The sequence below is a fragment of the [Leptolyngbya] sp. PCC 7376 genome, assembly GCF_000316605.1.
Classification (GTDB): domain Bacteria; phylum Cyanobacteriota; class Cyanobacteriia; order Cyanobacteriales; family MRBY01; genus MRBY01.
Genome location: NC_019683.1, coordinates 4,496,074 through 4,514,258 on the forward strand (window position 1 = coordinate 4,496,074; position 18,185 = coordinate 4,514,258).

Here is an 18,185-nt window from a genome sequence, read left to right on the forward strand (position 1 = left end):
TAAATCTGCCTTAGAAAAAAGCAGCATATTTTTTGTTAAAGCACCACATCAAGACGATCAGCGTAGCCTGACATTTCAACATATCCTTTGGCTGCAATAGGCTGATTTGATTTTTTTCCTTCAAATCCAACGGCGCCTTCCCAATAGGTTGTCGACACATTTAACTCTTGATTTGCAATCAGAGATTTGCCGTCTAGCATCAGATAAAGCTTTGGAATTTCGATATGCCACTGGGATGGATAATCAGCCTGACTCGTAGGGCTATGCCAAGTGTCGAGAACATCGATTTGCCACTCTGTATTATCAATGGTTTGGGTTTCACCTGTAGAACTGACATAAGTACCACTGGAAACATCGGTAATATCGCCATTTTCTTGACGCAAGCCATAAAGCATTAATGCCGAACCATCATCCAATTGAAGGGAGAACCAATCCCAACCGACAGTGCCTGGACTGAGAGCACTCGTTGAATATTCATGATCTTTCCAAGTGTGACCAGTAACCTTAAAGGATTCATCACCCACGATAATGGTTCCAACGCTTTCTTGTTGGACGATGGAGTAGTAATAGGAGGCATTGCCTGGCTCTTGACCTTTTTTGCTATAACCGCGATCACCCTGAAGCACAGGTGGTAAAGTTTCGCTCAACACTAAATCCAATTGCACATCATCAGCATCGGCGACGAGTCTTACTTTGCCAGGTTCTATTTCTTCCGCTGACCAGTTTTCGAGCCAGACCCGATAGGGCACAGATTGCGCACCAGATAATCCCGCAGATTTTCGACTAAAGCGTTCATGGGGATAAAAGGTTTGATTCTCAATATCACTGATGGTGAAGTGAGAAAAATAAACTTGAGGCGATCGCCAGTCAGACGCATCAACAACTTCCGCAGTCTCTGGGGTTAATGCCCGGCGGAAAAAAGTGAGTTGATAGCCAAATTCTCGACCTTGATCTGTTTCGAGATTGCCTGTGTAATACCACCATTCTGTTTGGTAATCGTCGTGAGGGCCTAAATCTTTGGGAAATCTTAGAGGCTTGGGGGCGATCGCCTGAGTGAACTCAGCAGTAGTCTCAACATTCTGAACGGATAGCCATTCCACTGAAGCCTGACCACTATTTGTGATGCCAGCCCTCGGCCAAAAAGCCACTGCAAGAGCTAATCCAATTGCAAGCATTACGAGTGAAAACTGTTTTAATCCTTTCATCTTTTTCCTCTTCTATTCCTCTCGAATCGCACTTGCTACAACCATTCGGCTTAACCGCCAAGCTGGATATAATCCCGCCAGCAATGCAGCTACTACCGCAACAATCCATGCCTGCCAAAAATAGCTCGGCTGAACTTGCATTTGTAACGTCCAGCCAAACGACCGCACATTAATCACGTAGATCAAAATCCACGCCAAAACATAGCCCAGCGGCATCGCAAAAAAGCCAGCTAAACTTCCCATAATGCCCGTCTCCAAAAGGGTTAGCTGCCACATTTGAGGAGGAGTCATGCCATTCGCTCGCAAGATGCCGAGTTCCCGAGTGCGTTCTAGTTGCAGACTCATCAGGGCGCTGAGAACCCCAATAAATGCAACCACAACTGCCAGCAGTCTCAAAGCACCAGTAATCGCAAAAGTTCGATCAAAAATCTCTAGTGAGCCCTGCCGTAAATTACGGTTCGACTGCGCCACCAAATCCTGTCTTCCCTTAAAGATTTCCCGCAGATGAGTCACCACTTCATCCACATTGATATCGGGTTTCACGAATAACCCAAGGGATGCAATGCTGGGGTCTTGCCATGCCTCTAGATAAAGATTGTCATCGAGGAGAATTGTGCCTCGGTCGGATGAGTAATCATAAAAAACCGCAATGACAGGGTAGGTCAGTGCTCCCTGAGGAGATTCGACAGTCACTGTTTCCGGTGGTTCTGATACACCTGCTCGAATCATTAAAGCCTCAGAGATAATCGCTCCTTCGCCAGCATCGAGCTGTGGCCAAGGATCTTCGACATCGTCACGAATCCAAGCGTAGGGACGTTGACCATCAGATACATCACCATCGGCAGAGATTAATTTAGCGGAGCGATCTACCGCGATTTCAGTGCTAGTTTCAGCATCGCGATTAAAGGCAATTACCTCAACATCAGTATCGTTATAAGTGACAATGCGGTCGATTTCTGGCCAAGTATAAGCTTCGGCCACAACACTCGGATCGACACTGCCAAAGACACGGTTTGCTGTAGTACTCGGCGGCGTGACATAAATATCGGCCTGTAGGGTTTGGTCTAGCCATTGCACCACAGTTGTCCGGAAAGAACCCACCATTACTGACACACCCACAATTACTGACACTGCAACCATCAAAGAGGCGATCGCAATGGAGGTGCGACTAAGGGAACGAGTAATATCACGGGGTGCCATCTTGCCCAAAATACCGATCAAATTATTTAGAACAGGCGATAAACCCTGCATTAATAAAGCCGTTAACGGTGGGGTCAGTAGAGCTGCAGCCAAAAGAATGGCGAATAATCCTGCGAAGGCGGTGACGAGGCCACCATTTTTAATCATTAATAGGCCAGTGCCTCCAAGGGTAAAAACACCCCAAGCTAAGACGAGCCAAGGCAAAATTTGTTGGACTTTTGCTTCGAGGGTTGAACGCTTCAAGCTATTGTTCGGTGATGTCCGCATCGCTTCAACCGCTGGAATAACCGAGGCTAATAACGCTGCAAAAATACCAATAAAAATCCCTTTAACCAAAGTGAAGGTACTGAGACTAATATCGCGAACATACACGACAAAATAAAAGTCATTAATGGTCTGGGTAATCAATCCAACAATACTGCGGCTTAAGATTATGCCGAGACCTAAACCCAGCAGTGAACCGACAATACTGAGTACTAATGATTCGCCTAAAATTAGTTGAAATAATTGACCTTGTGTAACGCCTAAGCATCGCAATGTGCCGAACAAGGGTCGCCGCTGAATCACACTAAAGGTGACGGTGTTGTAAATCAAAAACATCCCTACCACAAGCGCCAATAAACTTAGGGCAGTGAGGTTTAGCTCAAATGCGGCGGTCATTTGCTGCACAGCATTTTTCTGGGCTTGGGCTGTGGTGAGTTTCACATCCTCAGGCAAAATCGCACGAACGCGGTCTAAGTTAGTTTCATCTTCAGCAATGAGGTCAATATGACTGAGACGACCCTGCATTCCCAACACTTCTTGGGCAGAGGCGATATCAGTAAATAAAACATTACTCAGGGCATCGCGGGTGAGGGCATTGGCAGGCGCAAGGATTCCTACTACTTTTGAGGAAATTGGCTGGCCAGCGAGGGAAAGATTGAGGCGATCGCCCACCTGAACGTCATATTGAGAGGCAGTATCTCGCGCCAAAATAACAGTGTTCGGTTCAGTTAGAAAAGCAGTTAAAGCTTCTACACCTTGATTCGCATCGCCATCGGAGTCGCCACTGAGATAACTTCGGAAAGGTGCTTCTGCGAAAAAATCGACCCCAACTAAACGCATGGGCTGGCGATCTAAATCTTCGGCAACAACATAGCCTTCAACAATGGGAGCAGATTGAGAATAACCTACCTCTGTACGAAGTTGACGATAAAGAGATTCGTCTACGCCAATTGGAGAAATGGCCTCAATACGATGGGTCGTGCGCCCGGCGATCGCATCGGTGGAAAGTTCAAAAGCTCTCTGGGCAGAACCATTAGCCAAATCGATGGACACCATCATGGCGACGCCAATCGCAATGCCCAAAATAAAGAGGAGATATTGGAATGGCCGACGACGCACTCGACGCCACGCCAATCGCCATAGAGGAGCGTTGTCCACTGGTGGAATAGATTCTTTGTTGGAATGGGAAGATGCAGTCATTAGAGAGTCGCGACCTCTCGACGTTGGAACTCTGCTGTGGCATCTTCGAGATGGCCTTCATGCACCCGCAGTACTTTGTCTGCATAGGTTGCAATTTCGGGATTATGGGTCGCCATAATCAGAGTTTTATTGGCATTGCGGGTCAAGTCGAGGAGTAATTCTAAAACTGTTTTGCCGGTATCTTCGTCGAGATTGCCTGTTGGTTCATCTGCCAAAATCAAACGTGGCTCATGAACCAAAGCGCGGGCGATCGCCACCCGTTGTTGTTGCCCGCCGGAGAGTTTATCAGGGAAAGCTTCACTGCGATCGCCCAACCCAACTTTGGACAGAAGAGCAAGAGCCTGAGATTCAACATCAGCAGGGGAACGACCTGCCAGCTCTTGCGGCAACGTCACATTTTCGAGGACAGTTAAGGTTGGAATGAGATTAAAAAACTGAAAAATAATACCAATCTGATCCCGACGAAATAACGTGCAATCGCGTTCATTTAACTCCGTAATCGGTACACCATCGATTAGCACCGTCCCAGAGCTTGGTCGTTCAATACCGCTAATCAAATTTAGCAATGTGCTCTTACCGCTACCACTTTGCCCAAGCAGCACAATAAATTGTCCCTGTTCGAAAGCCATCGATAAATTATTAAGCACCTGTCTTTCGGTCAAGCCTTCAGTGAAACCTTTGCTGAGATTTCGGAATTCAATAAAACCTTCAGATGGCTGCTTAAATTGCTCCCAATTGCCGACAGATGGTTGCAACCAACCGAATATCTGCGTGATGATCGATGGCTTTGAACCCATGTTGACCCGCTCTTTGTTAAGTTTCTTTGCAAGCCAAATCTTAACGCAAATTGAAGAGGCTGTCTTTGGGGATCGATTTAATAGCTTGGATTTCAGAGCTTACTGACTATCAATAGCTTCTTACCTAATGTCATTGATATAGCAGGAGATTTCCCATAATTGCGTCATTAATATCAGACATCCAATCAGTCCAAATTCTTTTGTCTATTGGATGACTAGTGACAACATTTTGAATTGTATAAAACCCTCAAAAATCGAGTTTGGGGAAACAAGATTCAGCGACTTTCGCCAAGATTTGTCATGATAATGAACTAAATGTCAGTTGCTAGTAATCGTTGGGTGGGTTTATTTAGATGAGTCACACGCCAGGCCATGCAAACTTTTCGCCGCAGCAAATTGTCTGTTTAGAGTCACCGCAAGAGCGCTTGTATGGGTCTGTGATTCAGTTTATCGAGAAGCAAAAGAGTTATTGGATTCGTCCGCACTGTCTTGTGTCGAGCGAGTCAGAAGCGGCAGAAGTGATTTCTTTGCACCGCACATCGGATGTGATTATTGATTATCAAAGAGTTCGAGAAGCTCTAGATACAGAGATCTTGGAGTTTTGGACAGCGCTCTATGATGAGTCTTTGGGCTATGAGGATAATGTTTCTGGGCGGGCGATATTACACCGATTCTTGCGGAATTTCTTCTGATGATGGCGCTTCTGTTCGTTGCGGCAGTTTATTTAAGAGGCGATCGCATACAAAAAGCGTTCCAGAAGCGACACAGATGGGAATGGTGATCAGATTAATTAACGGCACACTGACCAAGGCTAAACAAACAAATCCAAATCCAGCACTGGCGGGAAAGGCACGATAGACAATCCCTAGTTTTCGGCGAAAAGGTAAACGACGACGTTCTAGGGGCGCATCAAAAAAGTCAAGACAAATGAGGGTGAGGGTTAGCGTGGTACCACCAATAGATGAAATGATGCTGCCAGCAACTGGAACAAAGTTGATGCCAAAGAGAAATGGTGTAGCCGTAATAATAAGCGCTAATTTTTTTAGTTCAAACAGAATGGCTCGACTCAAATCTCGCACAATGCCAATTTCAATCACCTCAACACGACTAGTCCGAAGTTTTTCGATCTGTTCCGACAGTTGACCATACCAAGGTGCGCCGAGCAGTGTTCCAAATTGCACCAAGATTAAACCAATCACAATAAAAATTGCGGCGATAAAAATAATCCCAAGTACGACCGCCAGAGCATGAGCACCATAATCTAACCATTGCAACCATTGGGGTAACCGACTAATTAAGCCATTGAAAAAGGTGTCAATCCAAACATAGCCATTGCCTGCGGTACGCCATGCCCACCGTAGCGAAAATGTATACAGCAGAACGCCAACAACAATATTGACCGCCATGGGAATTGCGAGATACTGCAACAGATGAGGGTGACGCGAAAACATTCTGACGGCGCGGAATGGGTAACTGGCACCTTTAAAAATGGCGATGGGCATAGGTTGCATTAGAGCTGAATGGTTGGATATGCGAGCAAAAAGCCTTGGTCTCTGAGTTTTTGGTTGGAGACACGCACATTGAAGATACGGTCAGAAGGCTTAGCTTCATCCCAAAGGACTGGATCTAAATTATATTTTTTTGCGAGGCGATCTAACATTTCTCGCCGTTGCATGGGTTCATCCGCCACAAGGTTAAACAGTCCAGACAACTGCTTCTCGCGGGCAAATTCTATGCCTCGAACAATATCGGCTAAGTGAATCCAGTTACCGTATTCTGCGCCTTTGCCTGCTTTTGTTGTACCCATCGCCCGCCGGAAAATTTTGAGGATTTCGCGTCCTTCACCATAAATACCCCCCAATCGCAAAATACAGACATGGCGATCGCCTGTTTGTATTTCCATGAGAGTTTGTTCGACTTCGCGCAAAATTTCAGCAAAAATATTGGCGGGCTGATCGGGAGTGGATTCATCTACCCATGCGCCATCATGGTTTCCGACGACAGAATAGCTGCTAGTGTAAATGACTTGTTTAACGGTGCTGTTCGTGCGTAGGGCATCACGGAGATTTTGGGCAGTTTGGAGATAGGAACGGCGATAATTTTCTTCAGTACGTCCGCCTTTGGAGCCAACGCTCAGCAAAATTACTTCTTGACCTTCACAAAGTTCCCGCAAGGCATCTTGATCAGACCCTTCGATCACTTTGACGCGATGGGCAAGATCAGCGAGTTGGGAGACTTTTTCGGAGCTTGTGGTCGTGACTGTCAGCTCATGTCCCACTGCTTTCCATCGTTTGGCGATCGTCCGTCCAACATAACCACACCCAATAATTGCAATCTTCATACCCACAACCGCTAAATTCCATAAATATCGCCGCTCCAAAGTATATCAAGCAGATTTTAAGATTCACGTTTTATGTAGGGGCATTTTGTGAAACGTCCACATTTTTTCAGAACAGTTAGTTGCCTAAAGGTAAGGCTTTAGTAATAATTTCTCGAATTGTATTCATTTGGGCTGGGTCGATTCTCTCAACAACACTCGTTAGATGATTCGCAAAAGCAACCATCCCTGCAGTAGGGAAAGTGTCAGGATTGAGTAGCCAAGTCAGTATTCGAGATGAAACATCATTTTCCTTCGATAAGCTTTTAGTTAAGTAGCATTGAAAATGTTGTGTAATGCTTCCACTCCATGAAAGAATCTATCTCTTTGTTCAGATAGAGACACGAATTCTCTCATTTGACGACGAGGTCTCAGAACATTATTCACCTCATCAAAAGCCTGACAGAATCTCTGGGCTGATTCCAAGGCTCCAAATCCAAGAGTCGGATAATATCGGTCTTTCTGGCCACGATGACTTTGCTCCACTGGATTACCCTGACAGCCAATCACTTGATGCTCCACCTCTTTTCCTAATTCTTCATCAATGGCTCTGGGGTATGACTTAAGACCATCAGTAAAGACTTGCTCGGGACTTTCCCCTGATATCTCTCTGGCCATTTCAAAAAAGGCTTTAGTCCCTGCCATGTCCCGTTTATCAGAGAGCCTCACATCCACAAGATTGCCATCTTGATCAATGCCACGGTATAGATAGCACCATCGCCCAGAAACTTTGACATAAGTTTCATCAACAAACCAGACTTGCCCTATTTTTCCTCGTCGTTTTTCTCGAATGTGTTCGGTGAAATAAGGCAGGAAACGCTCCTCCCAGTCCCGAACAGTTTCATGGCTGAATTGAAATCCGCGAAGCAAATAGAATTCAGCGACATCTCGATAGCTGAGTTTATATCTGACTCGAACGAATAACACTTCGAAGATAATGTCTGTTGGAACTTCAACAAAATTGAAAGGGGTTGCAGTGCGCTCGTTATAGGTGCGACGGCAGATTTTACAGCGAAAGCGATGGTAACCAAGGTTAGTTCTTTGTTGAAGGAGAGAAAATTCTGTTGAATGACAATGAGGACAGTCCATAGAGAATGGTTTGAGGGCAAATGGTTTAGGCGGACTCAAACAATATCAGACAGTCACATTCAGAGCTATTTTGGACAATCAGTCCTGACAGAATCGTCTACAAGAACAATTCGATAACAGCAGAAAATAGACAACAAAAAATTCTGAGCATTTCATCACCCAGAATTCTTTGGAAAATATGTTCAAATGATTGGACGGTAACTTAAGCGTTTTCTTGCCTACGTTTAGATGCCGCACCGAAAAGACCAGTCAGAATGGGAAGTACTGTTGCAGGAGTTGGAACAGGAGTTAATGACCAGCGTTCTGCATTGAATGCTTCTCCAAACGCAGCATTACCGATAAAACCTTCTCCAAAAGCAAAAGTGAAAAAGCCTGTATCGCATTCACTATCATCTATATTTGGGAATCCAGGTCCGTCAAAACTAAAACTGTCACAGGCAAATAAATCCATCCCGAAACCACTAAAGGTGACAATAGGTGTTAGTGGCTCAAGACCCAGAAAAATATTACCTAAACCAAGGTCTGTTTCTGGGAAAAAGTTGACAACTTCTTTGCCACCAAGATTTGTGCTATTAAAGAAAGAGCTTGTAATTTCTGAAACGATAACAACATCTTCTTCATCTGTAAGAATGTTCCCCTCGAGAACACCAGAAAGGACGTCGCCTGACTCAAATCTATAGGAAAAGTCGAAGGTTAAAGCATCTACAGGATCTGCACTCAACATACTAGTTGCAACGAAACCAGTTACAACCATAGCTTTCGAAATCGTCTTCATGATTGGTTCAGTGTAATACTTACAAACTAAATTATATAAATGAGATATTGATTTTTTTCACAGTTATCCTACTTAAGTATAAAACTTAGATGATTTTTCTTTGGCTATATAAAAATTCCGTGAAGATACTAAGGGCATTGTCAACTTAACAGAAGGTTCTAGGAATATAGCTATATTTTTTTTATATTGGGCCACTATTTTCGATTTAGATAGTTTTTCCTAAATATGTTGATTTATACCAACTATGTATTCATTGACTCAATATTCTCTGGCTGAATGTTGGACTGATTTGAGTGGAAGCATCCTCCACATCAGTTCAAGAGGAAGATGCATTGGTTTGTGTAGAGATAAATGTCTTTTATAGAAATCATTTGTTCGCTCATTCTACAAACTCCTCAACATAAAAGCTTTTTACTTGATATGAAATATCGTATCATTCGAAAAAAAGAGTGCATTCCATGTATGTACTAGCAATACGAAAGTTTCATCTGTCAACCAAGATAGAAGGAAATCCCAAAAACTATTTTAAAAGTCAATCAGTCTTGATGTTCAGTTAATCTATCATCGTGTAGTTAAACAGTCGGGATGTGATGAAATATTTTGTATTGAAGGTAAAAAAATATCACTAACTAGTTCCATTTTTCCGTCTGAAAATCTTTGCCATCCTCTAGCTAACGAAATTTCTTCAATCATTATTGGCCTTATTTTTGACAGTGAGGTCGTATGGGTAGGGAAATCTTTGGAGATCATATCTTGAATATTTCCGGAGCTTGTCAGATAGCTAAGTATAGGAGTACGAATACTTGCATTTCCTTCTAGACTCATCGGCAAGCCACCTTTACCTTCAATTGTAAGCGAACTCCCGCCAGCGATTTGGTCATTTTCAATCGCACAGACATTTTGCTCAATTAGACTATCTGCATCAATCAAGTCTTCGGGTAAATCGTCAGATTCCGTTTGCTGCTCATCAATGGTCACAGTCCCATCGAGCCCAACAACTCCCGAGGAAGCTGTAATATCATTACGGATTGGGATATCCGTACCCGTAAAGTCTAGTCCTGAAAGTCCTATTGTACGAATAAAAATATTGCCGCCAGTTCCGGCAAAAGCCTCGGCTCGAATATTGTTATCTTGATCAAGCGGGGCTGTAATAATTGGTGAAAAAATAGTAATATTGCCGCCATTACCTGCTAGTCGTTCGCGCCCAGCCGTAGCCGTAACATTACTGCCGTTGGCTAAAGAGAAAAACCTTCCAATATCAAGATTTACATTACCACCATCACTACTAAACGTTTCTGTTGTTAGATCTGAATTATCTAAACGGAGGAAATCTGCAACCAGCAAAATATCTCCACCAACACCTTGACCTTGAGAATTCACAGCAATGTTTGAATTAGTGAAGTTAACATTACGAGGGTCAATGTCAATGCTGCCACCTTTTCCTGTGGAGCCTGATTTCGTAATTGCTTCTACTGAACTATCTAAAATATTGATATCATCCGCAACTGTAAATTTGATAAATCCTCCATCTCCACTCCCTGAAGTGGAAGCAGTTAAAGTAACACCGTCTCTGATGATTAGATTCTTTGAGGAAATATCTATAGTGCCGGCATCTCCGCTAGAAGTTGTCTCTACTGATAGAATTCCCGCCCCATTAATATTTACTTGGTTTGTCGCAACAATCACTAAATCGCCTCCCTTACCACTACCTGATGTTGATGCAGAAATTTTTGATCCTGTAAAGAGAGCAATCAAGAGATTAGGATTATTCTGATAAGGTTGCAGCAATAGGCGACCGGCTGGAGCTTCCCCTTGAGTTTCTGCGAAGATTCCTACTTGTCCTCTCAGATTCATTTGATCAGCATTAAGAGTAATGCTGCCCCCACCATCTTGATTAGTTGACGTTTCTGTTGATATTGCTGTAATTCGAGCACCGTCAAATACATTTAATAATGGTGTATTGATAATAATGTCTCCTGCTCTACCTAAACTAGATGTTTCGACAGAAAGTATTGGAGATGAATCTTGCGATTCTTGCCCAAGGTTCACAGCTTGAGATGCATTTACTGTTACTGTGCCTCCATCTCCTGAGTCGGAGGTACGTGCAAAGATTTGACTATCATTAAAAACATTCAAGATTGATGAGTCAAATTGAATACTTCCAGCTTTACCAGTATTGTTTGTATCACTTGTTATAGAACTTTGGTTTAAGGTGATAATACCTGGGCTTCGGACAAAAACATTTCCTGCTGGTTTACTCCCGTTAGTCTCACTGAGCACCGAACTATTATTGAGTATCAAATCTTCTGAGCTAGTGAGAAAAATATCCCCCGACTGACCAACAGTACTGAGATCAATAACTAATGGGTTATTAAGATCCAGTGGATTTGTAATTGCCAATGTAGGTCTAGTAATAATATCGACATTATTCAACTCTAAATACTCATTCCCGATAATCTCAACTACGCCTGACTGCGAATCTGGAGAAAGAGTGGATATTTCAAGATTACTAATATTATTTTGGGTCTGGAGAAAAACACTCCCACTATTACCAGAACTGCCAGATCTAGCAACTGAACCAGAGAAGAATATCGCATCATTCTTAGTTGAGATATTTCCCTCTTCTGTAACCAATAAGGTAATATCTGCACCATTTCCAGATTTAGAGTCTGAAAGAGAAAAAGACTGGATATCTTTAATAAGAATATTTCCATTAATGGTAGATAGATTGACATTGCCACCGTTTCCAGATATTGAAGATTCGGCAAGACTAGATGATGAAAAAGAGAGTATTTCATCAGTGATAATATCACCTAGATTAATAGAAATTTTTATATCTCCTGCATCACCAGAAAGAGAAGAACTATTTACATTAGAAGCAGCAATAGAAATAGAGCTAAGCTCCTTAGTCAGGATATTGCCTGTATCCGTAGACATAATAATTATTCCTCCATCACCAGAAACTGAAGAGTCACCTGAATCTGTAATGGAAAAAGATTTTATATTTGCAGTTTGGATATCACCTATAGTTGTCAACAAACTAATATCTCCTCCGTCTCCAGCTGAGGATGACAACTTTGAGTTAGAGGTGGAAAAAGATTCGATTTCATCGATTTTTATATCACCTATAGTTGCAAAGAAACTAATATCGCCGCCATTTTTAGCTGATGACGATGATGATTCAGAAAAAGCAAAAGAGAAAGATTTGAGATCAATAGTGGAAATACCACCTATGGATGTAGCGAAATTAATATGGCCGCCATTTCCAGCAGACGAAAAAGATGACTTAGAAGTAGAAAAAGAGAAAGATTCAATACTATTAACTTCAGTCTTTTCGGTGACAATATCACCTGTATTGGTAGAAATACTTATCTCGCCACCATTTCCAGAAACTGAAGAGCCCTCAGCCTCTGATAATGAAAATGAACGGATTTCACTAGTTAAAACATCACCTATATCAGTAGAGATACTTATCTCTCCACCATCACCAGAAACTGAAGAGTCCTCAGCCTCTGATAAAGAAAAAGAAAAGGATTCAATTTTCCCAGTGGATATGTTCCCTGTAGTTGTAGCAATACGAATATCTCCTCCATGACCAGCAGATGAAAAAGAGGGTTTAGAAGCGGCAAAAGCATAGGATTGAATATCTTCAGTAGAAATATCACCTATAGTTGTAAGAAGACTAATATTTCCTCCATTTCCCGTTAACGAGGAAGATGATTCAGACTCATTAAAAGAAAAGGATTTAATATTTTTTGTAGCAATATCACCAATATCAGTAGATATTCTTATATCTCCTCCATCCCCAGATATTGAGTCAGATAAAGAAGAGTCAAGATTGGCCGTTATGATATTGCCATTTGTCGTCAGAAGACTAATACTTTTTGTCGCTCTTACATCTCCTTTTATTTCTAAAGACCCATTTGCAGAAAAATGTAAACGTTCTCCGACTATTAAATTTGAGTCACTTCTGATTTGCCCTTGATAATTACGCAAGGCATTTTGAAATAAAGTATTAGGATTAATAGATAATAAATCATTAACATTAGCACTAACAATATTTAATAGCTCTCCATCAATCTGCTCAATTTCAGTCGCAGTAGTGGCGAGGAATGATCCACTAATGTCAAGATTTGCATCAACCCCAAAAATAATGCCGTTAGGATTGAATAAGAATAAATTTGCGTTGCCATTTACTCCCAGAGTTCCAAAAATTTCGGAAGCATTATCCCCCGTAACTCGACTAAAAATTGCTTGAGTTGCTACAGGATTTTCAAAATAAACATTTTTTCCTGCGGCAACATTAAATTTGATAAAACTATGAAGTAAATTATTGTCTTTTACTACACCACCTTGAATTAAATCAACGGTTTGACTATCAAGAAGAACGTCGGGAGTAACAAATGAAGCATCAGCTCCTAATGTTGTATCTGGGGTAATCTGTGCTGAATTTGAGAGCTGCAAGCAAGAAATAGAGAAAAAAACAATTGAAGCACCGAGACAAGAAATAGTTTTCACACAGATAACCTCCCGCAGGGAAAAAAAGTATCGATGTTGCTTTATGACTTACAAATATTATTCCCTTGATATTTGTCATTAACGATATCTAAGCAATATCGATATGTCTATTTGTTACATAAAACTATTTATTTCTAGATATTTACTATGCTGATTTCTGTTGGAAACTACAGCATCAACTGAAAGTGTCAGGATTGAGTAGCCAAGTCGATTCTGTCAGAGTTGAGTTGTCAAAATAGGTTTGAATGTGACCGTCTGATATTGTTTGAGTTAACTTAAACCATCGCTCTCAAACCGTTCTATGGACTGCCCTCATTGTGACTCGACAAGATTTTCAGTCCTACAACGAAAGACTAACCTTGGTTACGATCGCTTTCAGTGTAAAACTTGCCATCGCACCTATAACGAGCGCACTGCAACACCTTTCAATTTCATTGAAGTGCCTACAGACATCGTCTTTGAAGTTCTATTCTGTCGAATCAGATATAAACTCAGCTATCGCGATGTCGCTGAATTCTATTTGCTTCGTGGATTTCAATTCAGCCATGAAACTGTTCGGGACTGGGAGGAGCGTTTCCTGCCTTATTTCACCGAACACATTCGAGAAAAACGACGAGGAAAAATAGGGCAAGTCTGGTTTGTTGATGAAACTTATGTCCAAGTTTCTGGGCGATGGTGCTATCTATACCGTGGCATTGATCAAGATGGCAATCTTGTGGATGTGAGGCTCTCTGATAAACGGGACATGGCAGGGACTAAAGCCTTTTTTGAAATGGCCAGAGAGATATCAGGGGAAAGTCCCGAGCAAGTCTTTACTGATGGTCTTAAGTCATACCCCAGAGCCATTGATGAAGAATTAGGAAAAGAGGTGGAGCATCAAGTGATTGGCTGTCAGGGTAATCCAGTGGAACAAAGTCATCGTGGCCAGAAAGACCGATATTATCCGACTCTTGGATTTGGAGCCTTGGAATCAGCCCAGAGATTCTGTCAGGCTTTTGATGAGGTGAATAATGTTCTGAGACCTCGTCGTCAAATGGGAGAAGTAGTGTCTTCGTCTGAACGAAGAGATAGGTTTCTCCAAAGAATCGAAGCATTACACAGCATTTTCAATGCCGCTTAACAACAGGCTTATCGAAGAAAAATGATGTTTCGTCTTGGATGCCAACTTGGCTACCCAATCCTGACATTTTCTCTTCGACAACAGGAAGTATTTGGCGGCCAAGCACACCACCAGCCTGATTGATTTCTGCGATCGCCATTCTTTCCGCGTCGATCAACGACATTTCACTAATCGCCATCGTGCCGCTGCAAGAATGCAAAATTCCGACTGGGATAGGAGATAAGTCGCAAGCACCCAAGCGGTCAATGGTCATAGACTCATAAACCTCAAAAAACTAATATGACAACATTAATGAGTAGAGTGACCCGAGGCTCGGATTCTCATTAGGAGGATGTTTAATCAGCCTATATAGATGATATTTTAGACAATGCTGCAAAATCAAAACCGTATCGCATATGACTATCTAAATGAACTGTCGCCATCATTTCGTAGATACCTGATCATGTCGCAAGTTTTAGGATTGCATTTCACATCATGGTTAGAAGTTCTTAATAACAAGTATTTTATGGCTTACATACGTGGTTAGAAAGATTTCTGACATTATCTAACAGCATCTCTTCTCGCGACACGATGCAAATCGAGCCATTGATTTCATCCATTTCAGAATTGGATAAGTATCTACAGAGAAATCTTAAAGATATGAAGGCTTTCTGTTCACGTAATGACACTCACAGGGCGATCGCCATTCAAATTTATAGTGTTATAGATTTGAAAAATGTATGCACTTAAAAGGCGATCGCCCTGTGAGATAAAAGCTCTACTTTTCAGCAAAAATACGGTGCTCGGAAGGCTAGATTAATTCACATCAGGGCAGGGATCAAACAAAAAACCACCAGCCTCTACAACGAAATCATCGTAGTCAAAATCTTCGACGCTTTCCCGTCTACCACCGTCTTCCCAGAGTAAAGAAATCCCTGTAATGCTTCTGCTATAGCTATCTCGACCTTGACCACCTTGCAAATTGCCATCAAAATTCGCGGCATTTTGAGTCGATAGGAATTGATTCACAAAGTTACCTTGCTCGTCATAAACATCAAGGAAAAAGACATATTGGTGATTGGCCTGAAATGGCACTTCCACCACTTGACCATCAGGCTTACCGAAAGTTTTGACTGCATTTATGCCAATACCCGGTGTGACTGTTTTGCCGAATGTACCAACATAGTCTTTGTTCGAACCTGTGTCATGCTGCATGGGGTTCGGTGCATATTCTGCAAATTGATAATCATCGTAGGGTTGATTCTCTTGGAAAATGACTGTTTTTGTCCCTGTTGTCTGATTAATCATGCCGAAAACAGTGCGATATGAACCATGAGATTGCACAAATTCAAACTCGACAATTGTATTTTTATTAAAACTAATACTTTGGCTGTCAAAGTTGGTATTGGCTTGGGCTCGCAATGGCATTAAACCGAGAGCGCAGAGGCTAACACCCAACACTACATTACTGATTTTTGTAAGGACAAAAGGCTGTCTCACCAAGAGTTTTTTCCACATTTTTATCTATCTCTCCATAAATTTTTACGATGTCAAGGCGGCATTCATTCAGCAAAGAAATTTATCTCGACAATTCTTGAGTGTTATTGCTTTAAGCTTTTGAGTTACCAAGTGAAAGAACTCGTTTCATCAATTTCCGCTTGCAATTGAGCGAGCTGCACTCGTAACGTTGCCATTTCTTGACGAGCTTCTTCTAGAGCAACACAAGCTAGCGGCGGCTCTGGGGAAATATCTTCGCGGGTAAACCGTTGGGGTTCGTTTTGATATTGGGCTTCGATCGCCTCAATGGCTTTCTTGCAATCTTCGTAGGCGATCGCCGATGTTTCGTTGAGTTCGGTGACGCGAGCGACTAACTCAGGATCTAAAGCATCAGCGTTATCGAGCATGACGGGCACACTATTCCAAACATTTGTCCCGGTAATATCAGAATAACTTTGGGCGAAACTGGGGGTTGCAATACCTAAACAGAGACAACCGATACCCAGCGCAATAAGTGATTTTTCTCGTTTATTCATAATTTCTCCTACCACCAACAATGGGGCGATATGTTTTCCTCAGTTCAAATAGAAATTGTGAGCATGGATTAGAAAATGACTGTGTCAGCAGACTAAAATTTCTTGGCTAAACCAACGCCTAAAACAAAGCGGGAACCATTGCCATCAAAGATGTCGCGAATAGCAGGAGTAATCACTAACGGGAAACTTTTGAAGGGTGCAATAGATAGGCCAACACCAAGATCCTGGCCACTCCACTCGGTGATAAGGCTGACAGGTTTTGCAACGCGCACGGTGATATTTCCGAAGGCATTGATGTCGTTATTGCCAGCACGGACAGCAGCATCGGAACGGAATTGATTTGTGCCCAAACCAGCAGTTACAGCAACGCGGCTAAAGCTTTTGTCGAGGGATTCACGGGTGCGGAACACTTTAGTGAGAGAGCCGTAGAGGGAGTGTTCATAGCCATGACGACTGGTATTCAGAAACCCATTCCAACCCAAAGAACCTGCGAAATCGGTCTTAAAACGCTTATGAAGCTTGGCATTAAAACCACCATCACCAAAATTGTCATTGGTGTCCTGACTGTAGCTCAGCTCTACACCGACAGTTTTACTGGCATTACCTAAGCCGACGCCAATGCCGGAGTGGAAGGTGGAATAGCCATCGGTACGGGTGACGGCTTGATAGGTACTGCTAAGAAAAACCGTATTTTGGTCTGCGCCAAAGCCGGTGGGGATACTAATGCTTAAAGCGGGACTAACGCTATTTGGAACTTCGGGTAAAACGAGAGGTTCGACAGGCGTACAGGGTTTGCAGTCAATGCCCTGGGAAGTTTGCGCAAACAGATAATCAGGTTCGGATGTCACCTCGATAATTTTAGGCTCTGCAACCTCAGGAAGTCGTTTGGCGATCGCCTCAGACTCAACTTCTACTTCCTTGAATTCGGGTAGAGAACGAGCATGAACTTCCTGATCTAATTGCTGATTATGATTGAAAAGGAGCTTCTCAGGAACAATGTCTCGTGTAGCCTTGGTTTCGATGGAAGCACTGTTCGCTGCGAGAATAATTGGTTCTTCAGGTTTTGGAATAGGATTTAAAGCTTGCTCTGGAATGTCGTTAGCTTCGGTGTCTACAGATTCCACAACCGCTACATCTGTTTCTGAAGTTGTAGACCATTCAAACTCAGAGATAAATTCTGGAGACTCTGGAGAAATGGTATTCACTCTCGCAATAGTGCGTTCTCTTTCGGGGGTGATCGCCGCTGTCTTGGATTGCTTCATGTCAGAGACTGAGCGCACAACTTCAATGTCACTGAAGTGAGTTTCGGGGGGAACAATCCGGCTTGCTGTAGTCGGTATCACCGCTGCCGCAACCTGATATTTCTCCGACGGGTGGGAAAAATTCAAATCGGGCTGTTCATCAAAATCCGTATTTTTAGGTTGGTGTTCATTCAGTCCTTCATTGGCCTGGGCAGCAACACCACTCCCTAATAACGCGGATACCGTACAGCAAGTAATGCGGGATAGTCGCATGTTTTGCTCTCCTCACTATGGTTCTATGCCATAGATACAGCGACCATGACAACTGTCAGGAATGGGCAATTGAAATACTAAATGTCTCTTTTATGGTGATCTCTAAGATGCTCT

Annotated in this window: 13 protein-coding genes and 1 pseudogene; 2 read left to right on the plus strand and 12 right to left on the minus strand. The window is 42.7% G+C overall.

From position 1 onward, the window contains the following. Window positions 1–35 precede the first annotated feature (35 nt). From LEPTO7376_RS20280 to LEPTO7376_RS20290, 3 genes are read right to left on the minus strand one after another with little or no spacing between them, the layout of a single operon-like run. Window positions 36–1,205 carry a lipocalin-like domain-containing protein gene (locus LEPTO7376_RS20280; protein ID WP_015135916.1) on the minus strand — a complete coding sequence of 390 codons (1,170 nt, stop codon included), beginning with the start codon at window positions 1,203–1,205 and terminating at the stop codon, window positions 36–38. A 12-nt stretch (window positions 1,206–1,217) separates the two neighbouring features. Then, window positions 1,218–3,869: an FtsX-like permease family protein gene (locus LEPTO7376_RS20285; RefSeq protein WP_015135917.1), complete on the minus strand. Its 2,652-nt coding sequence runs from the start codon at window positions 3,867–3,869 to the stop codon at window positions 1,218–1,220. Next, the gene (locus LEPTO7376_RS20290; RefSeq protein ID WP_015135918.1) at window positions 3,869–4,666 is read right to left on the minus strand and encodes an ABC transporter ATP-binding protein; all 798 of its coding nucleotides are present in this window, start codon (window positions 4,664–4,666) and stop codon (window positions 3,869–3,871) included. Before LEPTO7376_RS20290 ends, LEPTO7376_RS20285 begins: the two co-directional genes overlap by 1 nt. Window positions 4,667–5,019: 353 nt before the next feature. On the opposite strand from LEPTO7376_RS20290, the gene LEPTO7376_RS20295 reads away from it, so the two are divergent. Next, window positions 5,020–5,358, plus strand: coding sequence for a hypothetical protein (locus LEPTO7376_RS20295; protein WP_015135919.1), 339 nt, complete (start codon window positions 5,020–5,022; stop codon window positions 5,356–5,358). Here LEPTO7376_RS20295 and LEPTO7376_RS20300 read toward each other — a convergent pair. The 5 genes from LEPTO7376_RS20300 to LEPTO7376_RS20320 form a co-directional block, all read right to left on the minus strand. Further along, a complete protein-coding gene (locus tag LEPTO7376_RS20300; RefSeq protein WP_015135920.1) occupies window positions 5,329–6,177 on the minus strand; it encodes an EI24 domain-containing protein in 849 nt (282 codons plus the stop codon). The genes LEPTO7376_RS20295 and LEPTO7376_RS20300 overlap by 30 nt on opposite strands. Continuing rightward, window positions 6,177–7,007, minus strand: coding sequence for an SDR family oxidoreductase (locus LEPTO7376_RS20305; protein WP_015135921.1), 831 nt, complete (start codon window positions 7,005–7,007; stop codon window positions 6,177–6,179). The genes LEPTO7376_RS20300 and LEPTO7376_RS20305 overlap by 1 nt, the downstream gene beginning before the upstream one ends. A 306-nt stretch (window positions 7,008–7,313) precedes the next feature. Next, window positions 7,314–8,132 (minus strand): IS6 family transposase, encoded by an 819-nt coding sequence (locus LEPTO7376_RS20310; protein WP_015135922.1) that lies wholly within the window; start codon window positions 8,130–8,132, stop codon window positions 7,314–7,316. A 202-nt stretch (window positions 8,133–8,334) separates the two neighbouring features. Beyond that, window positions 8,335–8,886 carry a PTPA-CTERM sorting domain-containing protein gene (locus tag LEPTO7376_RS20315; RefSeq protein ID WP_216700263.1) on the minus strand — a complete coding sequence of 184 codons (552 nt, stop codon included), beginning with the start codon at window positions 8,884–8,886 and terminating at the stop codon, window positions 8,335–8,337. Between the two features lie 582 nt (window positions 8,887–9,468). Then, complete coding sequence (locus LEPTO7376_RS20320; RefSeq protein WP_015135924.1) at window positions 9,469–13,425, minus strand: filamentous hemagglutinin N-terminal domain-containing protein; 3,957 nt, start codon at window positions 13,423–13,425, stop codon at window positions 9,469–9,471. Window positions 13,426–13,726: 301 nt separating this feature from the next. On the opposite strand from LEPTO7376_RS20320, the gene LEPTO7376_RS20325 reads away from it, so the two are divergent. Next, window positions 13,727–14,545, plus strand: a complete 819-nt coding sequence (locus tag LEPTO7376_RS20325) for an IS6 family transposase (RefSeq protein ID WP_015135586.1) — start codon at window positions 13,727–13,729, stop codon at window positions 14,543–14,545. A gap of 61 nt (window positions 14,546–14,606) precedes the next feature. On the opposite strand, the pseudogene LEPTO7376_RS28060 reads toward LEPTO7376_RS20325, so the two are convergent. From LEPTO7376_RS28060 to LEPTO7376_RS23980, 4 genes and pseudogenes are all read right to left on the minus strand, one after another. Continuing rightward, a pseudogene (locus LEPTO7376_RS28060) lies at window positions 14,607–14,759 on the minus strand (transporter substrate-binding protein); the annotation flags it as partial. Window positions 14,760–15,340: 581 nt separating this feature from the next. Next, window positions 15,341–16,042 (minus strand): hypothetical protein, encoded by a 702-nt coding sequence (locus LEPTO7376_RS20335; protein WP_015135925.1) that lies wholly within the window; start codon window positions 16,040–16,042, stop codon window positions 15,341–15,343. A gap of 104 nt (window positions 16,043–16,146) precedes the next feature. Beyond that, the gene (locus tag LEPTO7376_RS20340) at window positions 16,147–16,557 is read right to left on the minus strand and encodes a hypothetical protein (protein WP_015135926.1); all 411 of its coding nucleotides are present in this window, start codon (window positions 16,555–16,557) and stop codon (window positions 16,147–16,149) included. Window positions 16,558–16,649: 92 nt separating this feature from the next. Beyond that, window positions 16,650–18,071, minus strand: coding sequence for a hypothetical protein (locus tag LEPTO7376_RS23980; RefSeq protein ID WP_015135927.1), 1,422 nt, complete (start codon window positions 18,069–18,071; stop codon window positions 16,650–16,652). Between the last annotated feature and the right edge of the window lie 114 nt (window positions 18,072–18,185).